Annotated in this window: 22 protein-coding genes; 16 read left to right on the top strand and 6 right to left on the bottom strand. The window is 40.3% G+C overall.

What is annotated here, in order from left to right; all coding sequences use genetic code 11:
* Positions 1-128 precede the first annotated feature (128 nt).
* Positions 129-1,145, top strand: coding sequence for a UDP-glucose 4-epimerase GalE (galE, locus tag I6E80_RS00975; RefSeq protein ID WP_024600327.1), 1,017 nt, complete (start codon positions 129-131; stop codon positions 1,143-1,145).
* 433 nt (positions 1,146-1,578) lie between these two features.
* On the opposite strand, the gene I6E80_RS00970 is transcribed toward galE, so the two are convergent.
* Together I6E80_RS00970 and I6E80_RS00965 are read right to left on the bottom strand one after the other, a co-directional pair.
* Entirely contained in the window at positions 1,579-2,259 is a 681-nt protein-coding gene (locus I6E80_RS00970; RefSeq protein WP_197184569.1) for a Fe2+-dependent dioxygenase, read from the bottom strand.
* Positions 2,260-2,336: 77 nt separating this feature from the next.
* Positions 2,337-4,517 (bottom strand): TonB-dependent siderophore receptor, encoded by a 2,181-nt coding sequence (locus I6E80_RS00965; protein WP_024608008.1) that lies wholly within the window; start codon positions 4,515-4,517, stop codon positions 2,337-2,339.
* Positions 4,518-4,734: 217 nt separating this feature from the next.
* Between I6E80_RS00965 and I6E80_RS00960 the strand changes: the two genes are divergently transcribed.
* The 6 genes from I6E80_RS00960 to I6E80_RS00935 are packed head-to-tail and all read left to right on the top strand — an operon-like array spanning position 4,735 to position 9,720.
* On the top strand, positions 4,735-5,508 hold the full coding sequence (locus tag I6E80_RS00960; protein WP_197184568.1) for a DUF3450 family protein: 774 nt from the start codon (positions 4,735-4,737) through the stop codon (positions 5,506-5,508).
* A complete protein-coding gene (locus I6E80_RS00955; RefSeq protein ID WP_197184567.1) occupies positions 5,508-6,833 on the top strand; it encodes a MotA/TolQ/ExbB proton channel family protein in 1,326 nt (441 codons plus the stop codon). The genes I6E80_RS00960 and I6E80_RS00955 overlap by 1 nt, the downstream gene beginning before the upstream one ends.
* Complete coding sequence (locus tag I6E80_RS00950; RefSeq protein WP_002960812.1) at positions 6,826-7,206, top strand: MotA/TolQ/ExbB proton channel family protein; 381 nt, start codon at positions 6,826-6,828, stop codon at positions 7,204-7,206. Before I6E80_RS00955 ends, I6E80_RS00950 begins: the two co-directional genes overlap by 8 nt.
* Positions 7,207-7,210: 4 nt before the next feature.
* Positions 7,211-7,615: a biopolymer transporter ExbD gene (locus I6E80_RS00945; protein ID WP_010555259.1), complete on the top strand. Its 405-nt coding sequence runs from the start codon at positions 7,211-7,213 to the stop codon at positions 7,613-7,615.
* Between the two features lies 1 nt (position 7,616).
* Positions 7,617-8,273, top strand: a complete 657-nt coding sequence (locus I6E80_RS00940) for an energy transducer TonB (RefSeq protein ID WP_197184566.1) — start codon at positions 7,617-7,619, stop codon at positions 8,271-8,273.
* Between the two features lie 19 nt (positions 8,274-8,292).
* Positions 8,293-9,720 carry a lipopolysaccharide assembly protein LapB gene (locus I6E80_RS00935; RefSeq protein WP_197184565.1) on the top strand — a complete coding sequence of 476 codons (1,428 nt, stop codon included), beginning with the start codon at positions 8,293-8,295 and terminating at the stop codon, positions 9,718-9,720.
* A gap of 601 nt (positions 9,721-10,321) precedes the next feature.
* On the opposite strand, the gene zapE is transcribed toward I6E80_RS00935, so the two are convergent.
* The gene (gene zapE, locus I6E80_RS00930) at positions 10,322-11,431 is read right to left on the bottom strand and encodes a cell division protein ZapE (RefSeq protein ID WP_197184564.1); all 1,110 of its coding nucleotides are present in this window, start codon (positions 11,429-11,431) and stop codon (positions 10,322-10,324) included.
* Between the two features lie 59 nt (positions 11,432-11,490).
* Here zapE and rsuA point away from each other — a divergent pair, with 59 nt between their 5' ends.
* From rsuA to I6E80_RS00915, 3 genes are all read left to right on the top strand, one after another.
* Positions 11,491-12,189: a 16S rRNA pseudouridine(516) synthase RsuA gene (rsuA, locus tag I6E80_RS00925; protein WP_197184563.1), complete on the top strand. Its 699-nt coding sequence runs from the start codon at positions 11,491-11,493 to the stop codon at positions 12,187-12,189.
* 387 nt (positions 12,190-12,576) lie between these two features.
* Positions 12,577-13,230, top strand: coding sequence for a bifunctional tRNA pseudouridine(32) synthase/23S rRNA pseudouridine(746) synthase RluA (gene rluA / locus I6E80_RS00920; RefSeq protein WP_197184562.1), 654 nt, complete (start codon positions 12,577-12,579; stop codon positions 13,228-13,230).
* An 81-nt stretch (positions 13,231-13,311) separates the two neighbouring features.
* Entirely contained in the window at positions 13,312-14,262 is a 951-nt protein-coding gene (locus I6E80_RS00915) for a DUF3530 family protein (protein WP_197184561.1), read from the top strand.
* Here the strand turns inward: I6E80_RS00915 and djlA are convergent.
* Genes djlA through I6E80_RS00900 form a run of 3 tightly spaced genes read right to left on the bottom strand, consistent with a single transcriptional unit; the run spans position 14,245 to position 16,797 of the window.
* Positions 14,245-15,111, bottom strand: coding sequence for a co-chaperone DjlA (gene djlA, locus I6E80_RS00910; RefSeq protein WP_024600316.1), 867 nt, complete (start codon positions 15,109-15,111; stop codon positions 14,245-14,247). The two genes, I6E80_RS00915 and djlA, sit on opposite strands and share 18 nt — an antisense overlap.
* A gap of 31 nt (positions 15,112-15,142) precedes the next feature.
* On the bottom strand, positions 15,143-15,799 hold the full coding sequence (murU, locus tag I6E80_RS00905; RefSeq protein WP_197184560.1) for an N-acetylmuramate alpha-1-phosphate uridylyltransferase MurU: 657 nt from the start codon (positions 15,797-15,799) through the stop codon (positions 15,143-15,145).
* Entirely contained in the window at positions 15,796-16,797 is a 1,002-nt protein-coding gene (locus I6E80_RS00900) for an aminoglycoside phosphotransferase family protein (RefSeq protein ID WP_197184559.1), read from the bottom strand. Before I6E80_RS00900 ends, murU begins: the two co-directional genes overlap by 4 nt.
* Before the next feature lie 111 nt (positions 16,798-16,908).
* On the opposite strand from I6E80_RS00900, the gene lptD reads away from it, so the two are divergent.
* Genes lptD through I6E80_RS00870 form a run of 6 tightly spaced genes read left to right on the top strand, consistent with a single transcriptional unit; the run spans position 16,909 to position 23,494 of the window.
* A complete protein-coding gene (lptD, locus tag I6E80_RS00895; protein WP_024592325.1) occupies positions 16,909-19,161 on the top strand; it encodes an LPS assembly protein LptD in 2,253 nt (750 codons plus the stop codon).
* A 39-nt stretch (positions 19,162-19,200) separates the two neighbouring features.
* Positions 19,201-20,496 (top strand): peptidylprolyl isomerase SurA, encoded by a 1,296-nt coding sequence (gene surA / locus I6E80_RS00890; RefSeq protein WP_024600313.1) that lies wholly within the window; start codon positions 19,201-19,203, stop codon positions 20,494-20,496.
* A 2-nt stretch (positions 20,497-20,498) separates the two neighbouring features.
* Positions 20,499-21,491 (top strand): 4-hydroxythreonine-4-phosphate dehydrogenase PdxA, encoded by a 993-nt coding sequence (gene pdxA / locus I6E80_RS00885; RefSeq protein WP_024600312.1) that lies wholly within the window; start codon positions 20,499-20,501, stop codon positions 21,489-21,491.
* Complete coding sequence (rsmA, locus tag I6E80_RS00880) at positions 21,488-22,294, top strand: 16S rRNA (adenine(1518)-N(6)/adenine(1519)-N(6))-dimethyltransferase RsmA (protein ID WP_002960838.1); 807 nt, start codon at positions 21,488-21,490, stop codon at positions 22,292-22,294. The genes pdxA and rsmA overlap by 4 nt, the downstream gene beginning before the upstream one ends.
* Positions 22,278-22,667 (top strand): Co2+/Mg2+ efflux protein ApaG, encoded by a 390-nt coding sequence (apaG, locus tag I6E80_RS00875; RefSeq protein ID WP_007585091.1) that lies wholly within the window; start codon positions 22,278-22,280, stop codon positions 22,665-22,667. The genes rsmA and apaG overlap by 17 nt, the downstream gene beginning before the upstream one ends.
* An 8-nt stretch (positions 22,668-22,675) precedes the next feature.
* Entirely contained in the window at positions 22,676-23,494 is an 819-nt protein-coding gene (locus I6E80_RS00870) for a symmetrical bis(5'-nucleosyl)-tetraphosphatase (RefSeq protein ID WP_197184558.1), read from the top strand.

Raw genomic sequence — 23,494 nt, 5'->3', positions numbered from 1 at the left:
TTATTAATATTAATTCATATAAATATCATGATTTACTGTAAATAATAAAAGTCACAGATAAAGCATGTAAATCACCTCTATTTATGGTGAAATTAACTCAATTGATAAAAGGTACCCACGGAGCTTTCATGACTATTTTAGTAACCGGTGGCGCTGGCTATATTGGCTCGCACACTGTTTTAGAACTTTTACAGCAAGGTAACGATGTTGTTGTTATTGATAATTTAAGTAACTCATCACAAGAATCACTTGCGCGCGTAAAGAATATTACAGGCAAAGAAGCCACTTTTTACCAAGGCGATATTCTCGATAAACCCTTTTTAGACTCTGTATTTGCAAAACACACAGTTGATAGTGTTATACATTTTGCAGGTTTAAAATCAGTGGGCGAGTCGGTTGCAAAGCCTGTTGAGTACTATCAAAACAATGTACAAGGTACGCTTACGCTTGTTGATGCAATGCGCGACGCAGGCGTATTTAAGTTAGTGTTTAGCTCGTCAGCCACGGTATACGGCGACCCTGCAAGCTTACCAATTAAAGAAGACTTCCCTGTAGGTGGTACTACTAACCCTTACGGCACATCTAAGTTAATGGTTGAGATGATGCTGCAAGATATCGCTAAATCAGATGAGCGCTTTGCGTTTGCTATTTTGCGTTACTTTAACCCAGTGGGTGCACATGAGTCGGGCTTAATTGGTGAAGATCCTAATGGTATCCCAAATAACCTTTTACCGTTTATCGCACAAGTAGCGGTAGGTAAATTAAAGCAACTCGCTGTATTTGGTGATGACTACGACACAGTTGATGGCACAGGCGTGCGCGACTACATCCACGTTGTAGATTTAGCTATTGGCCATTTAAAAGCGCTTAATAAAATTGCCAGCAGCACAGGTGCATTAGTTTATAACCTAGGTACTGGTAACGGGTATTCTGTACTACAAATGGTTAATGCATTTATTAAAGCAAGCGATCAGGCTGTGCCCTATCAGGTTTCACCTCGCCGCCCTGGTGATATTGCAGCGTGTTATGCCGCACCAGAAAAAGCACTTAATGAACTTGGCTGGGAAGCAGTACGCGGTATAGATGAAATGATGCAAGATACGTGGCGTTGGCAGTCAAATAACCCAAATGGTTATAAAGGTTAATTAAAACAAGCTTCGCTCTTAAAATAAGTGCGCGGTATCGAGCCGCGCATACCGAGTATCTTAAACACCGAATTCAATTTGTGGCTGCGTCGTAGGAGTAGAGCTTGCTCACGCGAAAAGCGCAGCTTTTAATATTCAAACTGATTGTTACCTACTTTTGGCTCTCTCAAGCGCAGCGCCCTCTTAACCTCTTTGTGAATAAATCACTTAAAACCTTATTTACAAAGAGAACTAAAAGAGGAGTAAATGAGAAGAGACCAAAGCATATAAATTACGAGCTTCGCTCGTCACGCTAGCAAGCTGGCTGTCTACAAGTAATTTAACCACAGCGTTAAATTTTGACTGTAGGCGTGAAGCTTGCTCACGCGAAAAGCGCAGCTTTTAATTACTTATATTTAATTACTCATATCTAATATCTAACAAAAAATATTTTTTATGTCTGCGCCCACTGTCTTAGCAAGTTATGATAAACCCCCGTCAACTGAATAATCTCTGGGCTATCTTCTACTTTGCTGCGCAAACTTTGAATCGACATATCTAAATCAAAGAGTAAACCACGTTTTTCGTCGCTGTTTACCATGCTCTGTAACCAAAAAAATGAGGCTAATCTACGCCCACTCGTTACAGGCATTACACGATGTAAACTCGTTGAAGGGTACAACACCATACTGCCTGCTGGCAGCTTTACGCTATGCGAGCCATAAGTGTCTTCAATAACAAGTTCACCGCCCTCGTAGTCTTCGGGGTCATTAATAAATAACGTCATTGATACATCTGTACGAATTTTTACTGGCGTACCCGGCACTTGTCTAATCGCATTATCTACATGCACACCAAACGATTGCCCACCTTGGTAACAGTTAAATAGCGGAGGGAAAATTTTTACAGGAAGCGCCGCCGACATAAACAAGTTACTGCGCGCAAGTGCTGCCATTATAATGTCGCCAAGCTCTTGGCATTCAGGGCTATTTTCAGGTAGCTGTAAGTTATTTTTTGCTTTGGTTGATTGATGCCCTGCGGTAATACTGCCATCGGCCCACTGGGCTTTAAGCAAAACCTCATGACAATAAGCCACTTCTTCTTTCGTTAATAGCTCTGGAATTTTAACTAGCATGTGCGCCCTCTCACATTTTCATCAAATAATTAAGGGCAGAGTTAACTCTGCCCTTTTATGCCATACTTATTTTACTCTTAGAAAGAGTAGCTCGCTGTTAAGCTAAACTTACGACCATCACCCGGTACAAAGTGTCCACCACCTAACTGATCAACGTAATCTTTATCACCTAAGTTTTCACCATTAAACTGCAGGCTCAAATCTTTTGATATGTCATATGCAACCATCAGGTCAAAAATAGTATAACCTGGCGCACGAGAACGTGTTGACGTAGTGCCGTTGTAACGCTCACCTACATATTGCGCACCTAAACCAAACGATAACTTATCCGACATATCGTATGTAGTCCAAACACTTGCGCTATTTTTAGGTGTACGTGCAAGCTCGTTACCAATTTGAGTTGCGTCGTCGCCTAATGCTTTAGTTACTTCGCTATCTTGGTAAGTGTATGAAGCAATTACAGTCCACTCTTTAGTAATTAAGCCTGTTGCTGAAAGCTCTAAACCTTGTACGCGCTGTTCACCACCGAGTATTTCATCACTTGAGCTATCTGCAAATGGGTCATCAGTACGGGCATTGGTTTTTTCAGTACGGAAAAGTGCAGCATTAGTTTGCAGGCGACCATCCATTAGGCTCCATTTAGTTCCTAATTCATAACTGCGGCTTTCTTCTGCGTCTAAATCAGCTGCATTTGAACGCGTAGATACCGTTAGCCCTTCAGCCGATGGGTTAAATGAATTACCTGCGCCTAAATATACACTGCCATTTTCTGTAGGTTTATAAACTACTGCTGCATTCCAGCTAAATAAGTCGTCACTTGTAGAAATTAAAGCACTTGGGTTAGCATAATCGTTATGGTAATCCGTAGTGAAGCTATCAAAGCGAATTCCGCCCGTAACTTCCCATTGCTTGTTAAGCGTTACTGTATCAAATGCATAAATAGCTTGGTTTTTAGCTTTAGCTTCAATGCTTGTACCGTCACGGCCGTACACACCCGTAAATGCAATTGTTGCGTCAGGGTTGTATAAGTCGTTACGTATTTCATCTTCAATTAGGTTGTCTGGAGTTGTAGCGACTAATGCGTGACGTGTAAACGTTTCGTTTGCAAGTTCAACACCCACTACAACATCATGAGTAAAGCCAGCAAACTCATAGTTACCAATTAAATCAACTTGAAGTGCAGCAAGTGAATTTTCTGTATCACGTGTTTTTTCATCTGCAAAGGTAATATCAGTGTCGGTTGTAACCGAGAAATAACGCGGTGCAGTTGTTACTGATTCACGCTTAACTTTACCTAAACGACCTTGCACACGTAATGTAGTATTTTGAGAAAAATCATACTCATAACGAGCTGTTGTTGAGTAGGCTTCAATATCTTCGTAATCACGGTAAATATTACCGTAAAAGTTATCAAAATCGACAGGAGAAGGTGAGCGCGCACTATCTGCAAGTTCAGCTACAGGCGTATCACTGTAAACCCAAGGAATGCCGTAATCTGGTAAATTATCTTGGCGTTGATACTCTAGGTTTAAATCAAAACGGCTGTTTGTACCAAGTCCTGTTGCAAATGCAAACGCAACAGCATTTGTTTCATTTTCAACATGGTCGCGACCTGCAACATCACCTTTATCAGTAAGAAGGTTTATACGTAGCGCGCTTGTATCGTTTACTTGAATGTTAGTATCAAAACGACCACGGTAATCGTTTTCTGTACCTAAACGTAGCGAAACGTCGTTAAAATTGTCCAACTTCGCCTTTTTACTTTCTAAATTAACACTACCACCTGTTGCGCCACGACCAGAAACTGCTGAACCTGGGCCTTTTGCAACTTCAACGGCTTCAATGTTGTAAATATCACGTGTGTAACCTGCAACATCACGAATACCATCTACAAAAATATCATTTGTTGCACTAAAACCACGAATCGACATGCTATCGCCAGTAGGTGAGCCACCCTCACCTGCAGCTAAAGAAATACCTGAAACATTACGTAAAGCATCACGTAGGCTATCTACGTTTCTATCTTTCATTACCGCTTGGTTAATTACCGTTACAGTTTTAGCTGTATCGAGTAGCGGTTGAGTGTATTTATGCGACGTTGATTTTTCTACAACATAGCTAGACTCAGTTTTAGTTTCTGCTTTGGTTACCGATAGTTCTTGAACATCCTGTGCACTTGCCCAAGTTGAAAGCGTAGCTGTAACAACCGCTGCAATTGGCTTCACGTACGCATTTCCTTTATTCGATGGCTTACTCATGGTTACTCCGTAGTTTTTATTAAGCACTTAACTATTGTTAATTTAAGGTACATATTTAATTTCGGCGAAATCCTACCATTCAAACAACGCAATGTAAACGATAACTGTTATCAATTGCATTGCTATGTAAATTCCTATATTGTATACACACTCAAAAATTAACAGTAATTACGTCCTTGTAATTACTTGTCGTAACTTTCAGGATTGTTGTTAAGTAATGCGAAGCTTAATTAAACCAATTAGCGTAGTTATCGCGCTTTGTAGCACCATGGCAGTAAAAGCCGACACTGTTAGTGAGCTAGAACAACTCGTTAATAAATGGCTACAAATAGAAAATCAAAACACAGAATTAAATACTCATTGGCTTGAACAAAAAAGCAGTATGGAGCAAACCTTAACGCTTCTAAATGCTGAGCAGCAGCAACTTAGCGAGCTTAATCAGCGAAGAAAAAAAAGCACCAGTGAGCTTGCCCAAAAACGCGAACAGCTTGTTACTCAGCAATCAGAACTTGAAAATGATCAACAGCAATTAAATGATCAACTAGCACGTATTTCTGGGCAATTACTTTCATTACAAGTGCAATTACCCCCGCCACTTTTAAGTAGTTGGAAAAACGCCGGTGATTTAAGCGACTCACAACTCAGTACAACTGACAAATTACAAACAGCGCTAAAAATGCTGATCCTACTTAATGATTTTCAACAACGTATTTCTATTCACGAAATGGCTATTAAGCATCCTGACGGGCAAGAAGTGTGGGTTAAGCAGCTTTATTTAGGTGCAGCTCAAGCATGGTTTGTAAGCGAAGACTTAAGTTACGTAGGTATTGGTTTTCCAAGTGACTTAGGTTGGCAGTGGGAATTTGACCCAAGCATTAATGCTGAGCAAGTTGCACTGGGTATTGCTGTACAGCAAAAAAAGCGCGCTGCTGATTGGGTAACACTCCCAATATTAAGTTATGTAAATAAAAACCAGCAAGGGGCTAAATAATGGCTACTAACAGCATAATTGCAGCATTTAGCGCCACAGTGTTACTTTTTAGTGCAAATATTTCTTTTGCAGCTAGCAGTGATGATGCTAAACAAAGTATTTTAAGTGATATTAAAACAGCGCAACGTACTCTAAATAAAACTCAAAATAGTATTTCAAAAGAGCAAGCTACCCTTGCAAAGAAAATTTATACCAAGCAGCAATCGCTCAGTAAATTGCGCGCGCAAGCAGCCGTTAATCGCCGTCTAGCTGACGAAAATACGTTAAGCCTCGATCAGTTACAAACCCGATTAGACAATTGGCAACAGCAGCAGCAATACCAATTAAACTTACTTAGCCGTTTTGTGCGCCAAAATACCAGCAATAGTGCTAGCAGTAACGAGTCGATTAATAATCAAAACGAGTTATTAAACCGCGTTATATCGCAAATTAATAATCAAGAACAGGCACTTTACCCACACTTTAATAAGCAATCCATTGTGCTCAGTAATGGCGAATTAAGCCAAGCTAGTACTCTTCAAGTAGGCCCTGTTGCATGGTTTAGTACGCAAACACCTAAACTTATGGGCTTATTAAATTTGGATGATGAATCTAATGCATTAAAAGTAGCGTTAGTGCAATCAACAAGTAACGATAACCCACTCGATAATACTTTAAATCAAAATGGTGCAGGCTCGACATTACTTACTTTTGATCCTAGTTTAACGCACTTAGTAACGAGCCAAGCTCAACAAGAAAGTCCGCTTGAACACTTAGAAAAAGGCGGCTTATGGGCCATCCCTATTATTTTATTTGCCTGCTTTGCACTAACTATTGCGCTATTAAAAGCCGCGCAATTACTGCGTTTAAGTAAAATTAAAATGCACTCTCAAATGCAATTACAGCAATTTTTTAAAGCTGAAAATAGCAGTGAATTTGCAGGTATGCAGCAGCAGTTATTTAACTTAACGCTGCAAAGCGAAAAAGGCCAAATACGAGACGATCAATTATTTAACCAGTTAATTCACGATAAGCATAAACTCGATAACTTTATTGGCGCTATTGCCGTTACAGCTGCAGTAGCTCCACTACTTGGCTTGTTAGGTACTGTTAGCGGCATGATCGAAACATTTAAAATGATGACCTTGTTTGGCTCAGGCGACCCAGAAGTTGTATCGGGCGGTATTGCACAAGCCCTTATAACAACCGAACTGGGTTTAGTCGTGGCCATACCTGCTCTGGTATTAAATGCACTGCTATCGCGTAAAGCAAAAGCGTATTACAGCCAACTAGAAGGCTTTGCATTACAGCTTAGTCAACTAGAAAAAGGAGAAACCAATGTTTGAGAAAATCGTTAGTAACCCTATTTGCTGGTGTATTCTTTTACTCGCTTTATTTGTATACCAGCTGATTTTTCATGACTTACTACACCTTAAACAATACCAAGCGCAGCGCAAAGGTTACTGGCAAGAGGTTAGCTCTATTTTAACAGCAGCGCTTCCGCTACTTGGTTTATTAGGTACCATTGTTGGTTTGCTTGATACATTTAAAGTAATGGCGCTGGGCCATAACGAGTTAATGAGTGACGCCATTGGTGATGCATTACTAACAACTCAACTGGGCCTTGTGTGCGCTATTCCTGCGTGGTTAATGCAAGCGTATTTAGCGTATTCGCAGCGTAATCCTAAATTACATACATTAAGTAAGCAGTTAGGGTAACACTATGCAATCACGTTTAAAGCACAAGCTAGAGCAAGAAGCGGGGCAACATATTGATATGTCGCCGCTACTTGATGTGGTATTTATATTGCTAATATTTTTTATTGTTACAACCGTATTTGTACGCGAAAGCGGCGTTGAAGTTGATAAACCACAAGCCGTATCGGCCAGCCGCCTTGAGCAGCAAGTTATATTTTTAGCAATAACCGACTCTCAACAAGTATTCTTTGATGGTAGCCAAATTGGTGTGGCTGGTGTACGTAGTAGTGTCGAACAAATGTTAAAACAGCAACAACGCCCTGTAGTTATTCAAGCTGATAAAACAGTACCTACTGAGTTACTTGTTCAAGTAATTGACGAAGCAAAGCTGGCAGGCGCGGCGCAAGTTAACTTAGCGACCAAGCAATAATATGCACACGATTAACTCGCCTCAAAAAACAAAAAACAATCGCCATCCACTTTTTGCGTTTGGCCTTAGCTTAATTGTACTTAGTGCTGCATTACTACTTTTATGGCTTGGGCAACTTGCAGAGCATCATATAAAAGACAAAGTAGTTGTACGTGAGATTGCCATGGTGGCACTGCCACCGCCCCCTCCACCATCAATATCGCAACAGCAAACAAGTGAGCCAATGCAGAGCTTAGCGGTAGAAGGTGCAGGCGCGTCTATTCAAGCCGTAAAAATTAAGATCACCAGCAATTTAAGTATTGTAAAACCCGATACACCCAACGTAAAAGTAAACGCGCCACAATGGCAATCAATGAGTGTAAATTGGGATGCATTTAGCTTAAATCAACTCGATGGTCTCCCAACTTTGCTTACTCCTGTTAAGGCCGTTTTACCAAAAAGCTTAACCCGTCGAGGTGTTGATGTATTTACTGTAAAACTCGATGTATTTATTGATGAAAGTGGCAAGTTAAGTTTAATTGAGGTAGTACAAAATCCATACCCTGAACTTAAACCAGCTATCGACAAAATTATTAAACAAAGCCGCTTTAGTGCACCTAAAAAAGAAGGTGAAACCGTACGCGCTCGCTTTATTTGGCCAATCGAATTTAAACCTTAAGCCTATTAAAATGAAAAACATGAACGTAATTAAAACGCTAAAACCATTAACTCGCGCAGTTATCACTACTTTAATGTGCTCACTCCCTTTATTAGGTGTAAGTAGCGTGCATGCAAGCGCCGTGAGTACGCCATTAAAAAGTGCGCCACTAAAAGTAACGTTATCGCCTAGCGATCCAACATGGCAGTTGGCTATAAATAATAAATTATTAGGCCCTACAGAGGTCCTTATTGAGCCGACCGAGCGCGGTTTTGCTCGCCAAGTGCAACCACTATTACAAGCCGGTAATTACAGTGAAGTCGCTGCGCTATTTAAAGGCCGTGATATAAGCCAAGATAGCACCGCTTTAAACTTATTACGTGCACAAGTACTGCTTTCAACAAAAGACTTTAATAACGCTGAACTAGCTTACCTAGCGTGTTTAAAAGCTTCACCTGATTTAGTAAAAGCACATCAAGGTTTGAGCCTTCTATACATGCAACAAGCAAAGTATGACAAAGCGCAAACACACCTAGTTCACAGTATTGAACTTGGCCAAGCTGATGCACAAAGTTATGCGCAACTTGCTTATATACACGTGCAGCATAGCCAACCTTGGAGCGCAGTAGCGGCGTACCGCCAAGCGCTTATGCTAGCGCCAGAAACAAGCCAATATCAACAAGGGCTATTGTTTGCGCTAATTGAATCGGGTGACTTAAGTCAGGCAAATGCATTATTAAAAGAATTACTTAATAAAACCCCTAATAATGCTGAACTTTGGCTACAACGTGCACAAATAGCATTACAGCTTGATCACAAAAAGCAGGCGCTTGCTGCTATTGAAGTGGCCTTAAAACTCAACCCTAAAGATACCAGCAACCAGCTTTTAGCAGCCCAGCTACATTTAAGTGAAGGCAGCAGTGAACGCGCTGTTAGTTTATTAAAACAAGGTTTAAAACACGCTGATAAAAAGCAACAAACTGCCGTTATTAATACCACGATGCAAACGTTGGGTTGGCTTGTATCGGAGCAAAAATGGAATTTAGCTAAAGAGCTAATAGGCAGCGCAAAAAGATTAACTAAGCAGCTACCCCGTGATGAACAAGCTCAATTTTCTGTATACAGCGCACAACTTGCTATGCAGCAAGGTAATACTACGCGCGCTCTTAACAGCTTAAATAACGCACTTAAAATAAACCCGAATTTAGGTGATGCCCTACTTAGTTTAGCCAGTATTTATCGCAGTAAAAATCAGCTTACCCAAGCAAAACTTATGTATGTTCGTGCACAAGCCCTACCTGATTATCAACTATCGGCATGGCTTGGGTTATCGCAAATAGCGATTGATTCTAAAGAATACCCGAGTGCGCTAAAGCATCTTAGAAAAGCATTACAAGCAAACCCGGAGCGCCAAGACTTAATTACTAATATTCGCGCCCTTGAGAATATAGTGCGCCAAGAAGGATAAGTTTAACGCGTGGTTAAATTTACTTGTAGATGCAGCGCTTGCTGGCGTGACGAGCAAAGCTCGTAATTTCTATATGCAATAAGATCTTAAGTGATTTGTTCACAAAGAGGTTTAGAGGGCGCTGCGCTTTAGAGAAGTAAAAATACATAATTACTATTGTTTTATGTCTTCTCATTTACTCCTCTTTTACTTCTCTTTGTGCAATAAGTTTTTAAGTAATTTGCTCACAAAGAGGTTTAGAAGGCGCTGCGCTTTAGAGAAACCAATAAGTAAATAAAGTATCAATTATAAATATTAAAAGCTGCGATTTTCGCGTGAGCAAGCTCTACGCCTACCGATAAAATTTAACGCTGTGGTTAAACTCACTTGTAGCCGCGCAGCTTGCTGGCGTGTAAAAACGCAGTTTTTAAAATGGCTTAATAATTAGAAGCTACGCTTCTCACGTGAGCAAGCTCGACGTCTACAGCCAAGGTGTCACGGTGAGTTTAACTTGTAGTTAGGCAGCTTGCTGGCGTGTAAAAACGCAGTTTTTAAAATGAATTAATAATTAGAAGCTACGCTTCTCACGTGAGCAAGCTCGTCTACAATATATATTAAAGCGTTACCAATTTTGCATTTCGACTATGCGTGATTGCGTGCGTGCATATTCAAAGCTCAGTTTTTTACCTTTATACAAATGTTCAATGTCGGTTTGAGCATTTATTACCAGCAATTTATGGCAATCGTAAAACTCATCTACTAAGGCAATAAAGCGCCGTGCTTCGTCGTCAAAGGTGTGCTCATCAAGCGTTTGTTTTTCGCGTTGATAACTATCTTCTATACCGTGAACAATAACTTTACCCGTTGCTTTAACACCCATTTGCGGCACGTTCGATACATATAACACATCAAATTGCGTTGCTAAAAACATATAGTCGTTAGCACTGCGCGGGCCTGAGCATAGCGCCATAAAATCAATCATCAAGGCGTTATCGGCTTTTAATAAATAAGGTAAATTGCGGCCATGTACACTAATTGTATTTTTATATGTTACCTCTGCATAAGAAACTAAAAACTCATTTTCAAAATCGTGATTTGATAAATTAATAAAATAGTGACGACTATTTTTACCGTATCTAAAGCGGTGATCGTCCTCGCCTGCCACGTTAATTATATGGCAGTGACTATTAATTAAATCGATAGTAGGTAAAAATCGCGCTCGTTGCAGGCCGTTGTAATAAAGCTGCTCTGGCTTTGCGTTCGATGTGGCCACCAGCACAACACCTTGTTCAAACAACGCATTGAACAATCTCGCCATGATCATAGCATCGCCAATGTCGCTCACAAAAAACTCGTCAAAACACAGTACACGAATGTTTTTAGCCCACTGTTTTGCAATTAGGATTAGTGGATTTTTTTGACCTTGTAGCTGCGAAAGTTGGGCATGCACTTGCGCTATAAAATGATGAAAATGCAGCCGCTGCTTTTGCTCAATAGGTAGGTTTTTATAAAATAAATCCATCAACATAGACTTACCTCGTCCTACGGGTCCATATAAATAAACGCCTTTTATTAAGGGCGCTTTTTGCCACCATGATGTGTGAGCTTGAAGTTGCTCGCTTAGCGTATTTAAAGCTTCCACTGCATTTTGCTGCGCTGCATCAAAACACAGTTCACCCGTGTCTATTTTTGCTTGGTAAAGGCTTAAAATTTGTGTGCTGTGCACTGTCATGGTATTTCACTATCGGCTATAATCGCGCCCATTGTAGCCGACTAAAAATGTGAACCAAAATGAAATTCCCTTGCCGCTTAGATAAATTTATTAGCCACTTAGCTGAAATACCGCGCACGCAAGCCCGCGCTAGTATAAAGCGAAAAGAAGTAAGCGTTAATGGCGAAGTAATAACATCACATAATTTTCAGCTAGCCCAGCAAGATGAAATACTGCACAAAGGTACGCCTTTGGTATTTTTAGGTAAACGCTATTACATGCTAAATAAACCTGTTGGCTATGTATGTGCTAACAGTGACGAGCTACATAAAACCGTTTTTGACTTACTTGATGAGCCAAATATGAGCGACTTTCACGTGGCAGGTCGCCTTGATATAGATACTACAGGGTTAGTTATTATTACTAATGATGGCGATTGGTCACATAAAATTACGTCGCCTAAAAGCAATAAATTTAAAACCTACCTAGTAGAAACTCAAGAGCCTATTACCGATGAAGCACTTGAGCAATTACGTACAGGCGTCATGCTGCATAACGAAAAAGATTTAACCCGCCCCGCTATAGCTGAGAGACTTGCTAATTACGGACTGCGTTTATCAATAAGTGAAGGTAAGTATCATCAGGTTAAGCGTATGCTTTACGCGGTAGACAACAAAGTAGTTGAGCTACATCGCGAGCAAATTGCGGGAATTATCCTAGATGAAAACTTGGCTAGCGGTGAATATCGACTATTAACAACTCAAGAAATCAAACTATAAAAGCGCTTTAAAGGAGCCTAAGGCTTGGATATACTAGGGCGTGTTGAACTTTGTGGATTGAAATTTGTTCAATCTAGGGGCGATTTAATCACGGCGCGAGGTTTGTAACCTAGTGGGCTAAGTAAAAATCGAGCAACAAAGAGTTAATCGCCCCTAGAAAGAACCCAAAGGGCAGAGCATGTTTGGCATTTATGCTGCGTTATCGCCTAATTATGGGGAATAACCACACTACATAGGCTCTGCCTTGCCTAAAAACCAAACATACTACTGCAAATTCAACCACCAACGTTCAACACGCCCTAACTAAAACAATATAGCAAAACTTTTACTTGAGCCTGTTGGCCTGCTCTACTAAAATAGCGACCTTCAAAATTACTAAGGTCGGCCGTGTTAGTTAACTACAATCCCCCTATGAGTCCGTATTTAACAATACTTTTTCAGGATGACGACTTACTTATAGTTAATAAGCCTAGTGAGTTATTAACTGTTCCAGGTAAAGATCCTAAACATGCCGACAGCTTAATTAATCGCGTTAATCGTGTTTTTCCAACAGCGAGAATAGTACACCGCTTAGATATGGCCACCTCTGGCATACTGTGCCTTGCCATGAATAAAGCCGCGCATAGACATTTAAGTATGCAGTTTCAAGAGCGCGAAACAGCTAAACGTTACATAGCACGTGTATACGGACAACTTGAAGCTGAAACAGGATCAGTAGATTTACCCCTTATTTGTGATTGGCCTAATCGCCCTAAGCAAATGGTTGATAACGACAGAGGTAAACCTTCGCTTACGCATTTTAAAATACTTGAGCGTGAAGAAAATGCAACCCGTGTAGAACTAACCCCTATCACCGGTCGCTCGCATCAACTACGTGTGCATATGTTAAGCCTTGGTCATCCTATTTTAGGTGATAGACTTTACGCCCATAAAGAGGCACTTGCTGCCGCTCCTCGCTTACAATTACATGCACAAATGCTGCAGTTGAAGCACCCAACCACTGAGCAAGTACTTACTTTTGAAGCCGAGCCTGAATTTTAACTGGCTCAAATACTTCGTAAATTATTAAACTTTTAGATAACTTTGCCGATACCTAACTAATTGTCATTAGTTAGGTGCGTTATGCTATTTTCACGGTTTTTAAAAGGCGCTTTTTATATACAGCTCAGCTGTGCGCTACTTTTAGCTAACCCTATCAGCGCGGCGGAACATATTGCCCCACCTAGCCTATCAAGTATTGAAAATAGCGACATTGAGCGACTTCTTCCAAGCGATGAAATAAAACCAATATTAGCGGGTGAAACAGAATTTTTAAGTCTTTATAGCGAATATATGAGCGCTGATTTTAGAGGAGTAGTATTACTTATACCCGATTGGCACTCTTCACCTACCAATAACTCAGGCATGAGTTACTTGCGTAAAGAGCTTAATAATTTAGGTTACAGCACCTACGCAATGACAGTGCCCGACATTGATTGGCAAGCAAGCAAAATGGCCGAAACAACGCCCAGCGAAACCGAAGCTGCGCCGAGTAACGCCGAGGAACCTGCATCACCCGACACAACAGCAAACGCCCAATCGCAGCCTGCAAAAGTAAAAGAAGAACCTCATTACGTAAATGCAATTGAAAAAGTAACCGATGACATACTTGATAACTATAAAATAAATCTCATCTCTCGTTTTAATGCGCTGTATCAAACCGCTATGGAAGATTCGAGTAATATAGTGGTTATTGCACAAGGTACAAGTGCTGGTGTGTTGCTGGAGTACTATGCAGATTTTCCTGATGAGAGACTGGATGCGTTTATAAGTTTAAGCAGTTACTTACCTAATGCTAAGCGTAACGAAAGCTTGAGCCAAACAGCATCACTTGTTGCACCCGCCTTGCTTGATATTTACTACGCAAATGACAGCACAGACATTTTAATGAGCCTTAAAAATCGTCAGCGATGGGTTAACCGAAATGCAAAATTTGATTACCGCCAACGCCAGTTGTTTGGCCTGCGCGATCAACCCGATCAACACGCACGCCTAACAAAAGAAATAGACGGTTTTTTACGCCGACTTTTTTAAATACTCATAAGCAGCTTGAATATCTTGGCTCTTTTTAACAGCCAGTTCCATCATGTGTTTTGGTAGGCCTTGCGACACTAACTTATCAGGGTGATGTTGCGACATAAGTTTACGATACGCTACTTTTATATCACGCTGCGTTGCATCGCTATTTAAACCTAATAACGCCAATGCTTGCGCACGGTTCATGTTATTATTTGGCGGTACATGGTGCCCAGAACCTTCACGGTAACTACTACTTTGACCTTGATTTTGTTGCTGCTGATTAAACTGCTGTTGTTGCTTTCTAAAGTTAAACTCTGCTTGGTAGCGCTTTAATACAAATGCAAAACGTGTTTTAGAAATACCTAACTGTTTACTTACTTCTGCTAATAGTTGCTTTTCTTGTTCGGCTAATACCCCGTCAGAAAATGCCATTTGAATTTGTATTTCTAAAAACAACTGTATTAGATCGTTTCGTTTAGCAAAGCGTTCTTTAAAATCGTGTACAGTTTCTTTAAGTGAAAAGTCGCTCTCTTTACCTGACTGAAATGCATGTTGTGCTTCGCGGCGTTCTTCGCCCTTTAAGCCCATTTCATCCATAAACAAGTTAGCTGCTTTTATATGTACTTCGCTAACTCGACCATTCGACTTCGCAATGTGCCCCATAACAGCAAAGCAGCTTGAAAAGAATAAAGCTTGGCGCTCATTCACGTCGTCACCACTAAATAAGCTAGAAAAACCACCTGCTTTATCAAAGTTATTTTTTAAGCTTTTATCAAATAAATGACCTAGGTATAAACCTAAAATGGCACCAAATATTTTGCCAAACATAAAGCCAAAACAAAAACCGAGAATTTTTCCCCACATCTATAATACTGCCTTCTTAAAAATTGAGTTATTACGCTTCAAGGCGCTTGTTTAATTGGTTTAAACGCTCTGGTGTACCAATATCATCCCACTGCCCTATATAAAGCTCAGTAGAGACTAAATGTTCATTTAGCTTTTCACGTAAAATAGGCCCTAGAGGGCGAATGCCTTGCGTTAATCCTTTAAAAAAATCAGCCTGATAGCGGCCAATCCCCGAAAATGTATATTTTTGACTATCAGGCGACAAATGGCTCAACGCAAAGTCGCCATTAGGATTATGTGGCGGGTTTTCTATAAGCACTATGTGCGCCTCACCAGGCTGTAAATGAAGTTGCATTAGCGCACTTACATCATAGTCGGTGTATACATCGCCATTGACTACAATGAACGAGTCACCCAACAGCGGTAACGCTTCAATTATACCGCCAGCCGTTTCAAGGCCACCTTCAACTTCTTGGCTGTAAAGTATATTTACACCAAATTGGCTGCCATCTTTAAAGTAGTCTTTTATTTTATCACCTTGCCACGCAAGGTTTATTACAATATCGGTAATGCCGGCAGCTTTAAGGTTATTTATATGGTGCTCAATAAGTGGTTTTTCTGCCACTTTTAACATTGGCTTTGGCATATTTTGCGTAAGCGGCATCATACGTTGCCCGCGCCCTGCCGCTAAAATCATCGCTTTCATGAGCGCTCCTTTGCTAACTTTTCAGTCACTTTGGGCACTATGGTATTTTTTGTCCACTCACTCAATGCTTTAAGCTCTGGATAATTTGCCGCTACTTCAATAATGTAATCAAGCGTCGGTAAAATATTATCTAAATAACCTGTTTTACCGTCGCGCAAATATAATCGACAAAATATACCCGCAGCTTTTAAGTGGCGCTGTAATCCGGTTAAATCAAACCAATATTTAAACTCATCGAATGAAGTGTTAGTCAGTAAATTTTGAACTGTAAATTCTTGATAAGCAAAATCAAGTAAACTTGTTAATTCTTGCTCTGGCAATTTAAAGTAACAATCGCGCAGTAGCGATACTAAATCGTAGCAAAGCGGCCCACGTACAGCATCTTGATAATCTATAATTGCCCACTGGCCGTCACTATTCATAATATTACGGCTATGGTAATCACGATGTACGGTAACCGTAGGTTGCTCAAGCATGGCTTTTATTAATAGCGCTGAACTTATTTTCCACATAACTTTTTGCTCTGCGCTTAGTGGCTCATTAATAAAGTCACTCACTAACCACTGGCTAAATATATCAAGTTCTAGTTTTATAAAATCTTCGTTATACGCTTGCATAGCAGAAGCTGCCGGCGTTTTAGCCCATTGAGCACTTAAGCTAATTAGTGCTTGATAGTGCTCGGTGCGATTTGCATCATCAAGCATGTCAGCTAGGTGCGTACTCCCTAAATCGCTGAGAATAAAAAAGCCCTGCTTTTCATCACTTGCAATAATAGTAGGAAGTAAAAAACCTTGCTCAACAAACACATGGTTTAGCGAAATATAAGGTTCGTTATTCACTTTTTGCGGATCTGAGTCCATCACTATTAAATGCTTATTATCGTGATTTAAACGGTAATAACGGCGAAAGCTAGCATCACCCGTGATCGCGTTTAAAGTATACGACTTGGCATTAAGCTGTGTGTTTATAAATTGTTGTAAATTCTCAAAGCGTGTCATTTTATAAGATATCTATTTTTCACTAAGTTAATTAGGTCAATTACTGTAATTGCCATTATTTTCCTTTATTATGTGTATATTATATTAAACACACAGTATTAAGGTCGATAAATGAGCAAAACCTGGGGCATATTGATGCTAAGCGTAGTTAGCGCACCATCGCTTGCCGAAACTGAACTGGCACACAACCTTTGTGGCATTTCAATGCAAACCAGAGCTTGGCAACCACTTGAAGGCCTTAACCTTGGTGAAGTTGATATTCAAGCTGATGATGTAGAGCTACTTGGCACTCAAAGCGCTGAATTTACCGGCAATGTTGATATTAACACCCTTAAGATGAGTTTGTCCGCACAAACTGCGTTGATAGACAAACAGCGTGGTTTATTAAATGCAACGGGGCCAATCACTTATCAAGACTATGTAAGTAAAGTAAACAGCACCGGATTAAATGCCGATTTAAATAATTCAGAAGTCAGCTTGTTAGGCGCCGACTACAGCCTAACCGAACAACAAGGTAAAGGCGGCGCTGAAAAGCTTACTGTTAATCAGTCTGGCCTATTACTCATGAATGCAAGCTTTACTACTTGCCCAAGTGACACCCCAGTGTGGGAAATTGAAGCTGACGAAATAAACCTTTCACGCGAAGAAGGCTGGGGCGAAACATATAACGCCGTATTACGCATTCTCGATACACCGGTTTTGTATTTACCTTATTTTACATTTCCGCTGGATGAACGCCGTAAATCGGGTTTACTTACCCCGACTATTTCAAGCTCTGACAAATACGGCCTTGAAACAATTACGCCGTACTATTTAAATATTGCACCTAATTTTGATGCCACTATTACGCCTCGTTATATGTCTAACAAAGGACTGCAATTACAAACCGAATTTAGATACCTAACAGAGCAACACGAAGGCTTAGTAGGGATTGAATATTTAGATAGTGATGATTCTGAGCCAGATTTGAATGAACGCTACATGTTTCATTGGCAACAACAAAGCTACCTAGGTGAAAACTGGCGCGCAAACGTTGATGTAACCAATGTAAGCGATGATAACTACATCACCGATTTAAGCTCAAATTATGCTAGTAAAACCGATACTCAGTTGTATCGTACCGGTTCACTTACTCATTTAGGTGAAACATGGCGCACTGATATTAAAGTACAAAACTTTGAAGTACTGGGCGATCACTTAGAGTCTTATACTGCTATACCGCAAGTTAATTTTACGCAAACTGCTCCATGGCGTTTTGATAATTTTGACTTTAGTGTGTCAGGTGAAATTAGCCATTTTACTAATGATTCATCAGAAGTGGCCATAGACAGCGCAACTCGTGTACACGTAGAGCCTAAAGCACGCTATAACTATGCAACGCATGCGTGGTCATTTTTATCTGAAGTGAGCTTACTGCAAACTAATTATAAGCAAAGCGGAAACTTAACAGGCACGCAATACAGCGACACCGTATCGCGTACTATTCCTAAAGTACGTTTGTATTCTCAGCTTAATTTTGAGCGCGACGCATCTTACTTTTTTGAAGACGCTATACAAACGCTAGAGCCGCAAATTCAATATTTATATACACCTAATAAAGATCAGTCAGACATTGGCTTATTTGATACTACTAAGCTACAAGACGATTATTATGGTTTATTTAGAGACGTGCGCTTTTCGGGTGTTGACCGTATAGCAGCCGCGAATCAATTTACATTAGGTGCTACAACGCGCTTGTTTGATAAAAAACAAGAAGAAGTATTTAACTTTAGTGCCGGCCAAATATTTTATTTAAGTGACGATGCCAAGCCAACAGAACAAGGCTTGAACTCAGACACAAATTATAATGCACTATTTGCAGCTCAAACCATGTTACATTGGCACCGCCGTTGGTACCTCGCTGGAGGTATTCAATACGATACAGATGGCAAGCAAATGGTACAGTCAAATGTAACGCTTGATTATAAAGGTGATAATAATCAGCTAGTACAATTGAACCATCGCTATGCAAATGATGTCTCAGGAAATACAATCGAGCAAGCAGGTGTATTTACAAGTATTCCTATTAGCGACGAATGGCAATTTATTGCAAGCTATCATCGAGATCTTGAAAACAACAGAAGTATCGAAGTATTGAGCGGATTACAGTATGAATCATGCTGTTGGGCTATCCAAATTACTGGGCACCGCCAAATTGAAACAGATTTAAATCAATCAATAGGCCAAGAACAAGCAACTTTTGATTCAGGTATTAGTTTGAATTTTGTATTAAAAGGACTTGGCAGTAAAAGCCGTTATGATGCACAAAAATTATTACAACAAGGTATTTTTGGCTATCGTAGACCGTATTTTCTTAGTAACTAGTATCACAACAGTACTATCAGCAAGAGTAGTAAAAAGAATATGAATTTAAAAAAATTATTAACATCAGCAGTTTTAAGTGCCAGCCTTTGTCAAAGTGCAATGGCCGCACCAGTAGAAATAGATAAAGTTATTGGCGTTGTAAACCAAGGCGTAATTTTAAAAAGCGAAGTAGACACCATTATTAATCGTGTTAAAAAGCAAGCCGAAGAACAAAACCAGCAATTACCAAAAGATGAAACTCTTCGTGTACAAGCCGTTGAGCGTTTAGTAAATCAAGCCCTTATGATACAAATGGCTGACCGTATGGGGTTACAAATCTCAGACAGTCAACTCGATCAAACTCTTGCAAGCATGGCACAAGAGCAAGGCGGTACAATTGCCGATTTACGCCGTACTATTGAAGGTTCGGGCGAAAGCTTTCAAGCTTACCGTGAAGAAATTCGTAAAGAAATTACAACGCAACAAGTAACACGTGCAAGTGTCGATCGCCGTATTTATATTAGCGAACAAGAAGTTGATAACCTTTTAAAAATTATGGAAACCCAAGGTCAAAGTGCTGAAGAGTACGACATTGGTCATATTTTAATAGATATCCCTAACGATGCGAACGCTGACGAAATTGCTGGTGCAAAAACACGCGCAGATAAAGTTATTGAGCTATTAAACGATGGCCAAGAATTTAAGCGTATTGCTATTTCATCATCAAGCGGCTCTAAAGCACTTGAAGGTGGACAGCTTGGTTACATGGGCATTAACGAAATGCCATCGCTTTTTGCTGAAGCAGTAAAAGGCCAAAAGAAAGGCGCTATTGTTGGCCCTCTTCGCTCTGGTGCCGGTTTTCATATCATTAAAGTACAAGATGTTCGTGGCCTACAAGTTGTGGAAACAACTGAAGTGCGTTCACGCCATATACTAATTAAACCTTCGATTATTTTAAGTGAAGAAAAAGCACGCTCTATGCTTGCTGGCTTTGCAAAAGATTTACGCGCAGGAACTGCCGACTTTGGCAAGTTAGCTAAAGAATACTCAGAAGATCCAGGCTCTGCACTTAAAGGTGGCGAATACGATTGGACTGATCCAACAACTTACGTACCTGCGTTTAAAGATACTCTGCTTTCTCTTAAGCAAGACGAAATAAGCGAACCGTTTAGAACACAGTTTGGTTGGCATATTGTTCAGTTACTTGGTAAACGTGTAGCTGATAAAACTGAGCTAGCTAAACGTAACCGTGCTCACGGTATGTTGTTTAACCGTAAATTTAAGGAAGAAAGTTTTAACTGGCAGCAAGAAATGCGCGAGCAAGCTCACGTTGAAATTTTCCCTATAGACCAATAAATATGACCCTAAGAATTGCTATTACACCGGGTGAACCTGCCGGTATTGGCCCAGATTTGCTACTCACGCTTGCTCAGCAAGCGTGGGATGCTCAACTTGTAGCAATTGCCGATGGCAAGCTGTTAAAAGAGCGTGCAAAACATTTAGGCCTAACAATAAACTTAATTGAATTTGATGATAATGCACCCGCTATCGTAGCACCTGCTGGCAGCCTGTATATTCACCAAGTTGATTTAGGTACTGATGTAGAGCTTGGCGTACTAAACGACGGTAACGGCCAATACGTGTTAGATACCTTGCGTATAGCAAGTGAAAAAAACATGGACGGCACCTTCGATGCTGTTGTTACGGGCCCTGTTCACAAAGGCATAATTAATAAAGCGGGTATTTCATTTAGCGGGCACACTGAGTATTTTGCACAGCAGTCAAATACTGCTGATGTAGTTATGATGCTTGCAACAGAGGGCTTACGAGTTGCACTTGTAACCACTCATATTCCACTTGCGTATGTATCGCGTGCAATTACACCAGAGCGCTTAACTAAAGTAGCGGGTATTTTAAATCACGACTTACAAACTAAGTTTGGTATAGAAAAACCACGTATTTTAGTGTGTGGCTTAAATCCGCATGCCGGTGAAGATGGCCATTTAGGCCGCGAAGAAATAGAAACAATCACACCAACGCTTGAGATACTTAGAAGCGAAGGTATGAATTTAATTGGCCCACTACCGGCCGATACCTTATTTCAAGATAAATACCTATCTGAAGCAGATGCAGTGCTTGCTATGTATCACGATCAGGGATTACCTGTGCTAAAATACAAGGGATTTGGTAAATCGGTAAATATTACCCTTGGCTTACCATTTATCCGCACATCAGTTGACCACGGTACTGCACTCGATTTAGCAGGAACTGGTACAGCTGACGTTGGCAGTTTTGAATTAGCGATCCGCGAAGCAATTAAGCTCGCCCAAGAAAAAGCACAAAATCAATGACCGATAAAGTACATTTAGGACACCGCGCTCGTAAGCGTTTTGGGCAAAACTTTTTATTTGATGAATCTATTATCGATAAAATAGTCTCTGCGATTGATCCTAAACCAGAAGACAACTTAGTAGAAATTGGCCCCGGCCTTGGCGCAATTACTGAGCCAGTAGCTGATTTGAGTGGCCATTTAACGGTTGTTGAATTAGATAAAGATTTAGCACAAAGATTAATTGAGCATCCTTTTTTGGGTCCTAAATTAACCGTTAACCAAGGCGATGCAATGACGTTTGACTTTGCAAGCTTGGTTCGCGATGACAAAAAATTAAAAGTGTTTGGTAACTTGCCTTACAATATTTCGACACCGTTATTGTTTCATCTTTTTGAATTTTCAGATCATATTGAGCACATGCACTTTATGCTTCAAAAAGAAGTAGTAAAACGTATGGTAGCAGGCCCAGGTAGTAAAACATTTGGCCGCTTAAGCGTAATGACTCAATACTACTGTAACGCGATGCCGGTTGTTGAAGTACCACCTGAGTGCTTTAAACCAGCGCCAAAAGTTGACTCTGCCGTTATACGTTTAATACCTAAAAAGCCAGAGCAACGTACAGCAAAAAGCGTTAAAATATTAAACACAGTGTGTTTAGAAGCCTTTAATCAACGCCGTAAAACACTGCGCAACAGTTTAGGTAATTTACTAACTGCAGAAGAGCTTACTAGCATTGGCATTGATATAACGCTGCGTGCTGAGCGCTTATCTTTACAACAATTTATTGATATAGCTAACTGGATTTATGACAACAAGCAGTAATATTGGATCGCCTGTAAAGGTGTCTGTAGAAACATTTTACGTAGAAGGTCAATCTCAACCTGAGCTTGAAAAATATGTATTTGCTTACTCGGTAACAATTAAAAACCATAGTTTATGCAGTGCAAAATTACTGAGCCGCTATTGGTTAATTACCGATGCAAATGGCAAAGAAGTAGTAGTAGAAGGTGAAGGCGTTGTTGGCGAGATGCCAGACATTGGCCCAGGCGAAAGCTATAAATACACCAGCGGTGCAATTTTAGATACACCTGTAGGCACAATGCAAGGCCACTACACGTTACGCAACGAATTTGGCTCTGAGTTTCAGGCGCCTATTAATGTGTTTCGTTTGGCTTGCCCTAACATTTTGCATTAAGCGCTTAGATGGCAGATTATGCGATAGGTGATTTACAAGGGTGTTTTAGTGAATTTAACACCCTTTTGCAACGGGTTGATTTTAATCCAAGCAAAGATCACCTTTATTTAGTTGGCGACATCGTTGCCCGCGGGCCAGACTCCCTAGCCTGCTTAGACTATATTTACCAACATCAAAATAGCATGACCATCACTTTAGGCAATCACGACCTCCACATGGTTGCCTGCTACTTTCTTAACAAACCTACCAACCCAAAAGATAATCTAAACCCGATATTTGAAAGCCCAAAATTAGCGCATTACATCGCTTTTTTACAAACCCAACCATTGGCTCTAGAGCTTATAAAACATAACTGTTTTATATCTCATGCAGGATTAAACCCCGATTGGTCCATTGAAAATGCACTAAAGCACGCGCAATTTGCACAAAGCTGTTATCAATCAAATAACGCGAAAGCATTTTTTGAACATATGTATCAACCTCACCCTGCAAAGTGGTCAAGCAATCTTGATGACTTTGAAAAATTTAGATACATAGTTAACTACTTTACCCGCATGCGCTTTTTAACAAACAATAACAAACTCGAGCTTAATGCAAAGGGTGCAATAACCGATAGCCAAACATTAACCCCTTGGTTTAACCATCCTAATATAGCTAAAACTAAACACGATATTATTTTTGGCCACTGGGCCGCGCTTGAAGGTAGAACAGATAATCCAAGGGTTCACGCCTTAGATACGGGCTGTGTATGGGGTAACACCATGACCCTAATGGAGCTAAGTACAAAAAAAATTATTGTAGAAAAGTCCCACCTTTCGTCTAAATAA

The organism is Pseudoalteromonas sp. NSLLW218 (assembly GCF_015864775.1).
In the GTDB taxonomy this organism is placed as follows: domain Bacteria; phylum Pseudomonadota; class Gammaproteobacteria; order Enterobacterales; family Alteromonadaceae; genus Pseudoalteromonas.
The sequence above is the reverse complement of the archived record's forward strand: the minus strand, read 5'-3'. Positions and strand labels throughout refer to the sequence as shown.

Coding starts and splice junctions, on each gene's coding strand:
- I6E80_RS00870 (WP_197184558.1), top strand. CDS start 22,676: ATGGCAGATTATGCGATAGGTGATTTACAAGGGTGTTTTAGTGAATTT.
- rsuA (WP_197184563.1), top strand. CDS start 11,491: ATGAAATTCCCTTGCCGCTTAGATAAATTTATTAGCCACTTAGCTGAA.
- I6E80_RS00950 (WP_002960812.1), top strand. CDS start 6,826: ATGTTTGAGAAAATCGTTAGTAACCCTATTTGCTGGTGTATTCTTTTA.
- I6E80_RS00960 (WP_197184568.1), top strand. CDS start 4,735: ATGCGAAGCTTAATTAAACCAATTAGCGTAGTTATCGCGCTTTGTAGC.
- pdxA (WP_024600312.1), top strand. CDS start 20,499: ATGACCCTAAGAATTGCTATTACACCGGGTGAACCTGCCGGTATTGGC.
- I6E80_RS00915 (WP_197184561.1), top strand. CDS start 13,312: ATGCTATTTTCACGGTTTTTAAAAGGCGCTTTTTATATACAGCTCAGC.
- rsmA (WP_002960838.1), top strand. CDS start 21,488: ATGACCGATAAAGTACATTTAGGACACCGCGCTCGTAAGCGTTTTGGG.
- I6E80_RS00945 (WP_010555259.1), top strand. CDS start 7,211: ATGCAATCACGTTTAAAGCACAAGCTAGAGCAAGAAGCGGGGCAACAT.
- galE (WP_024600327.1), top strand. CDS start 129: ATGACTATTTTAGTAACCGGTGGCGCTGGCTATATTGGCTCGCACACT.
- I6E80_RS00955 (WP_197184567.1), top strand. CDS start 5,508: ATGGCTACTAACAGCATAATTGCAGCATTTAGCGCCACAGTGTTACTT.
- apaG (WP_007585091.1), top strand. CDS start 22,278: ATGACAACAAGCAGTAATATTGGATCGCCTGTAAAGGTGTCTGTAGAA.
- djlA (WP_024600316.1), bottom strand. CDS start 15,111: ATGTGGGGAAAAATTCTCGGTTTTTGTTTTGGCTTTATGTTTGGCAAA.
- I6E80_RS00900 (WP_197184559.1), bottom strand. CDS start 16,797: ATGACACGCTTTGAGAATTTACAACAATTTATAAACACACAGCTTAAT.
- surA (WP_024600313.1), top strand. CDS start 19,201: ATGAATTTAAAAAAATTATTAACATCAGCAGTTTTAAGTGCCAGCCTT.
- zapE (WP_197184564.1), bottom strand. CDS start 11,431: ATGACAGTGCACAGCACACAAATTTTAAGCCTTTACCAAGCAAAAATA.
- I6E80_RS00935 (WP_197184565.1), top strand. CDS start 8,293: ATGAACGTAATTAAAACGCTAAAACCATTAACTCGCGCAGTTATCACT.
- lptD (WP_024592325.1), top strand. CDS start 16,909: ATGAGCAAAACCTGGGGCATATTGATGCTAAGCGTAGTTAGCGCACCA.
- I6E80_RS00970 (WP_197184569.1), bottom strand. CDS start 2,259: ATGCTAGTTAAAATTCCAGAGCTATTAACGAAAGAAGAAGTGGCTTAT.
- I6E80_RS00965 (WP_024608008.1), bottom strand. CDS start 4,517: ATGAGTAAGCCATCGAATAAAGGAAATGCGTACGTGAAGCCAATTGCA.
- I6E80_RS00940 (WP_197184566.1), top strand. CDS start 7,617: ATGCACACGATTAACTCGCCTCAAAAAACAAAAAACAATCGCCATCCA.
- murU (WP_197184560.1), bottom strand. CDS start 15,799: ATGAAAGCGATGATTTTAGCGGCAGGGCGCGGGCAACGTATGATGCCG.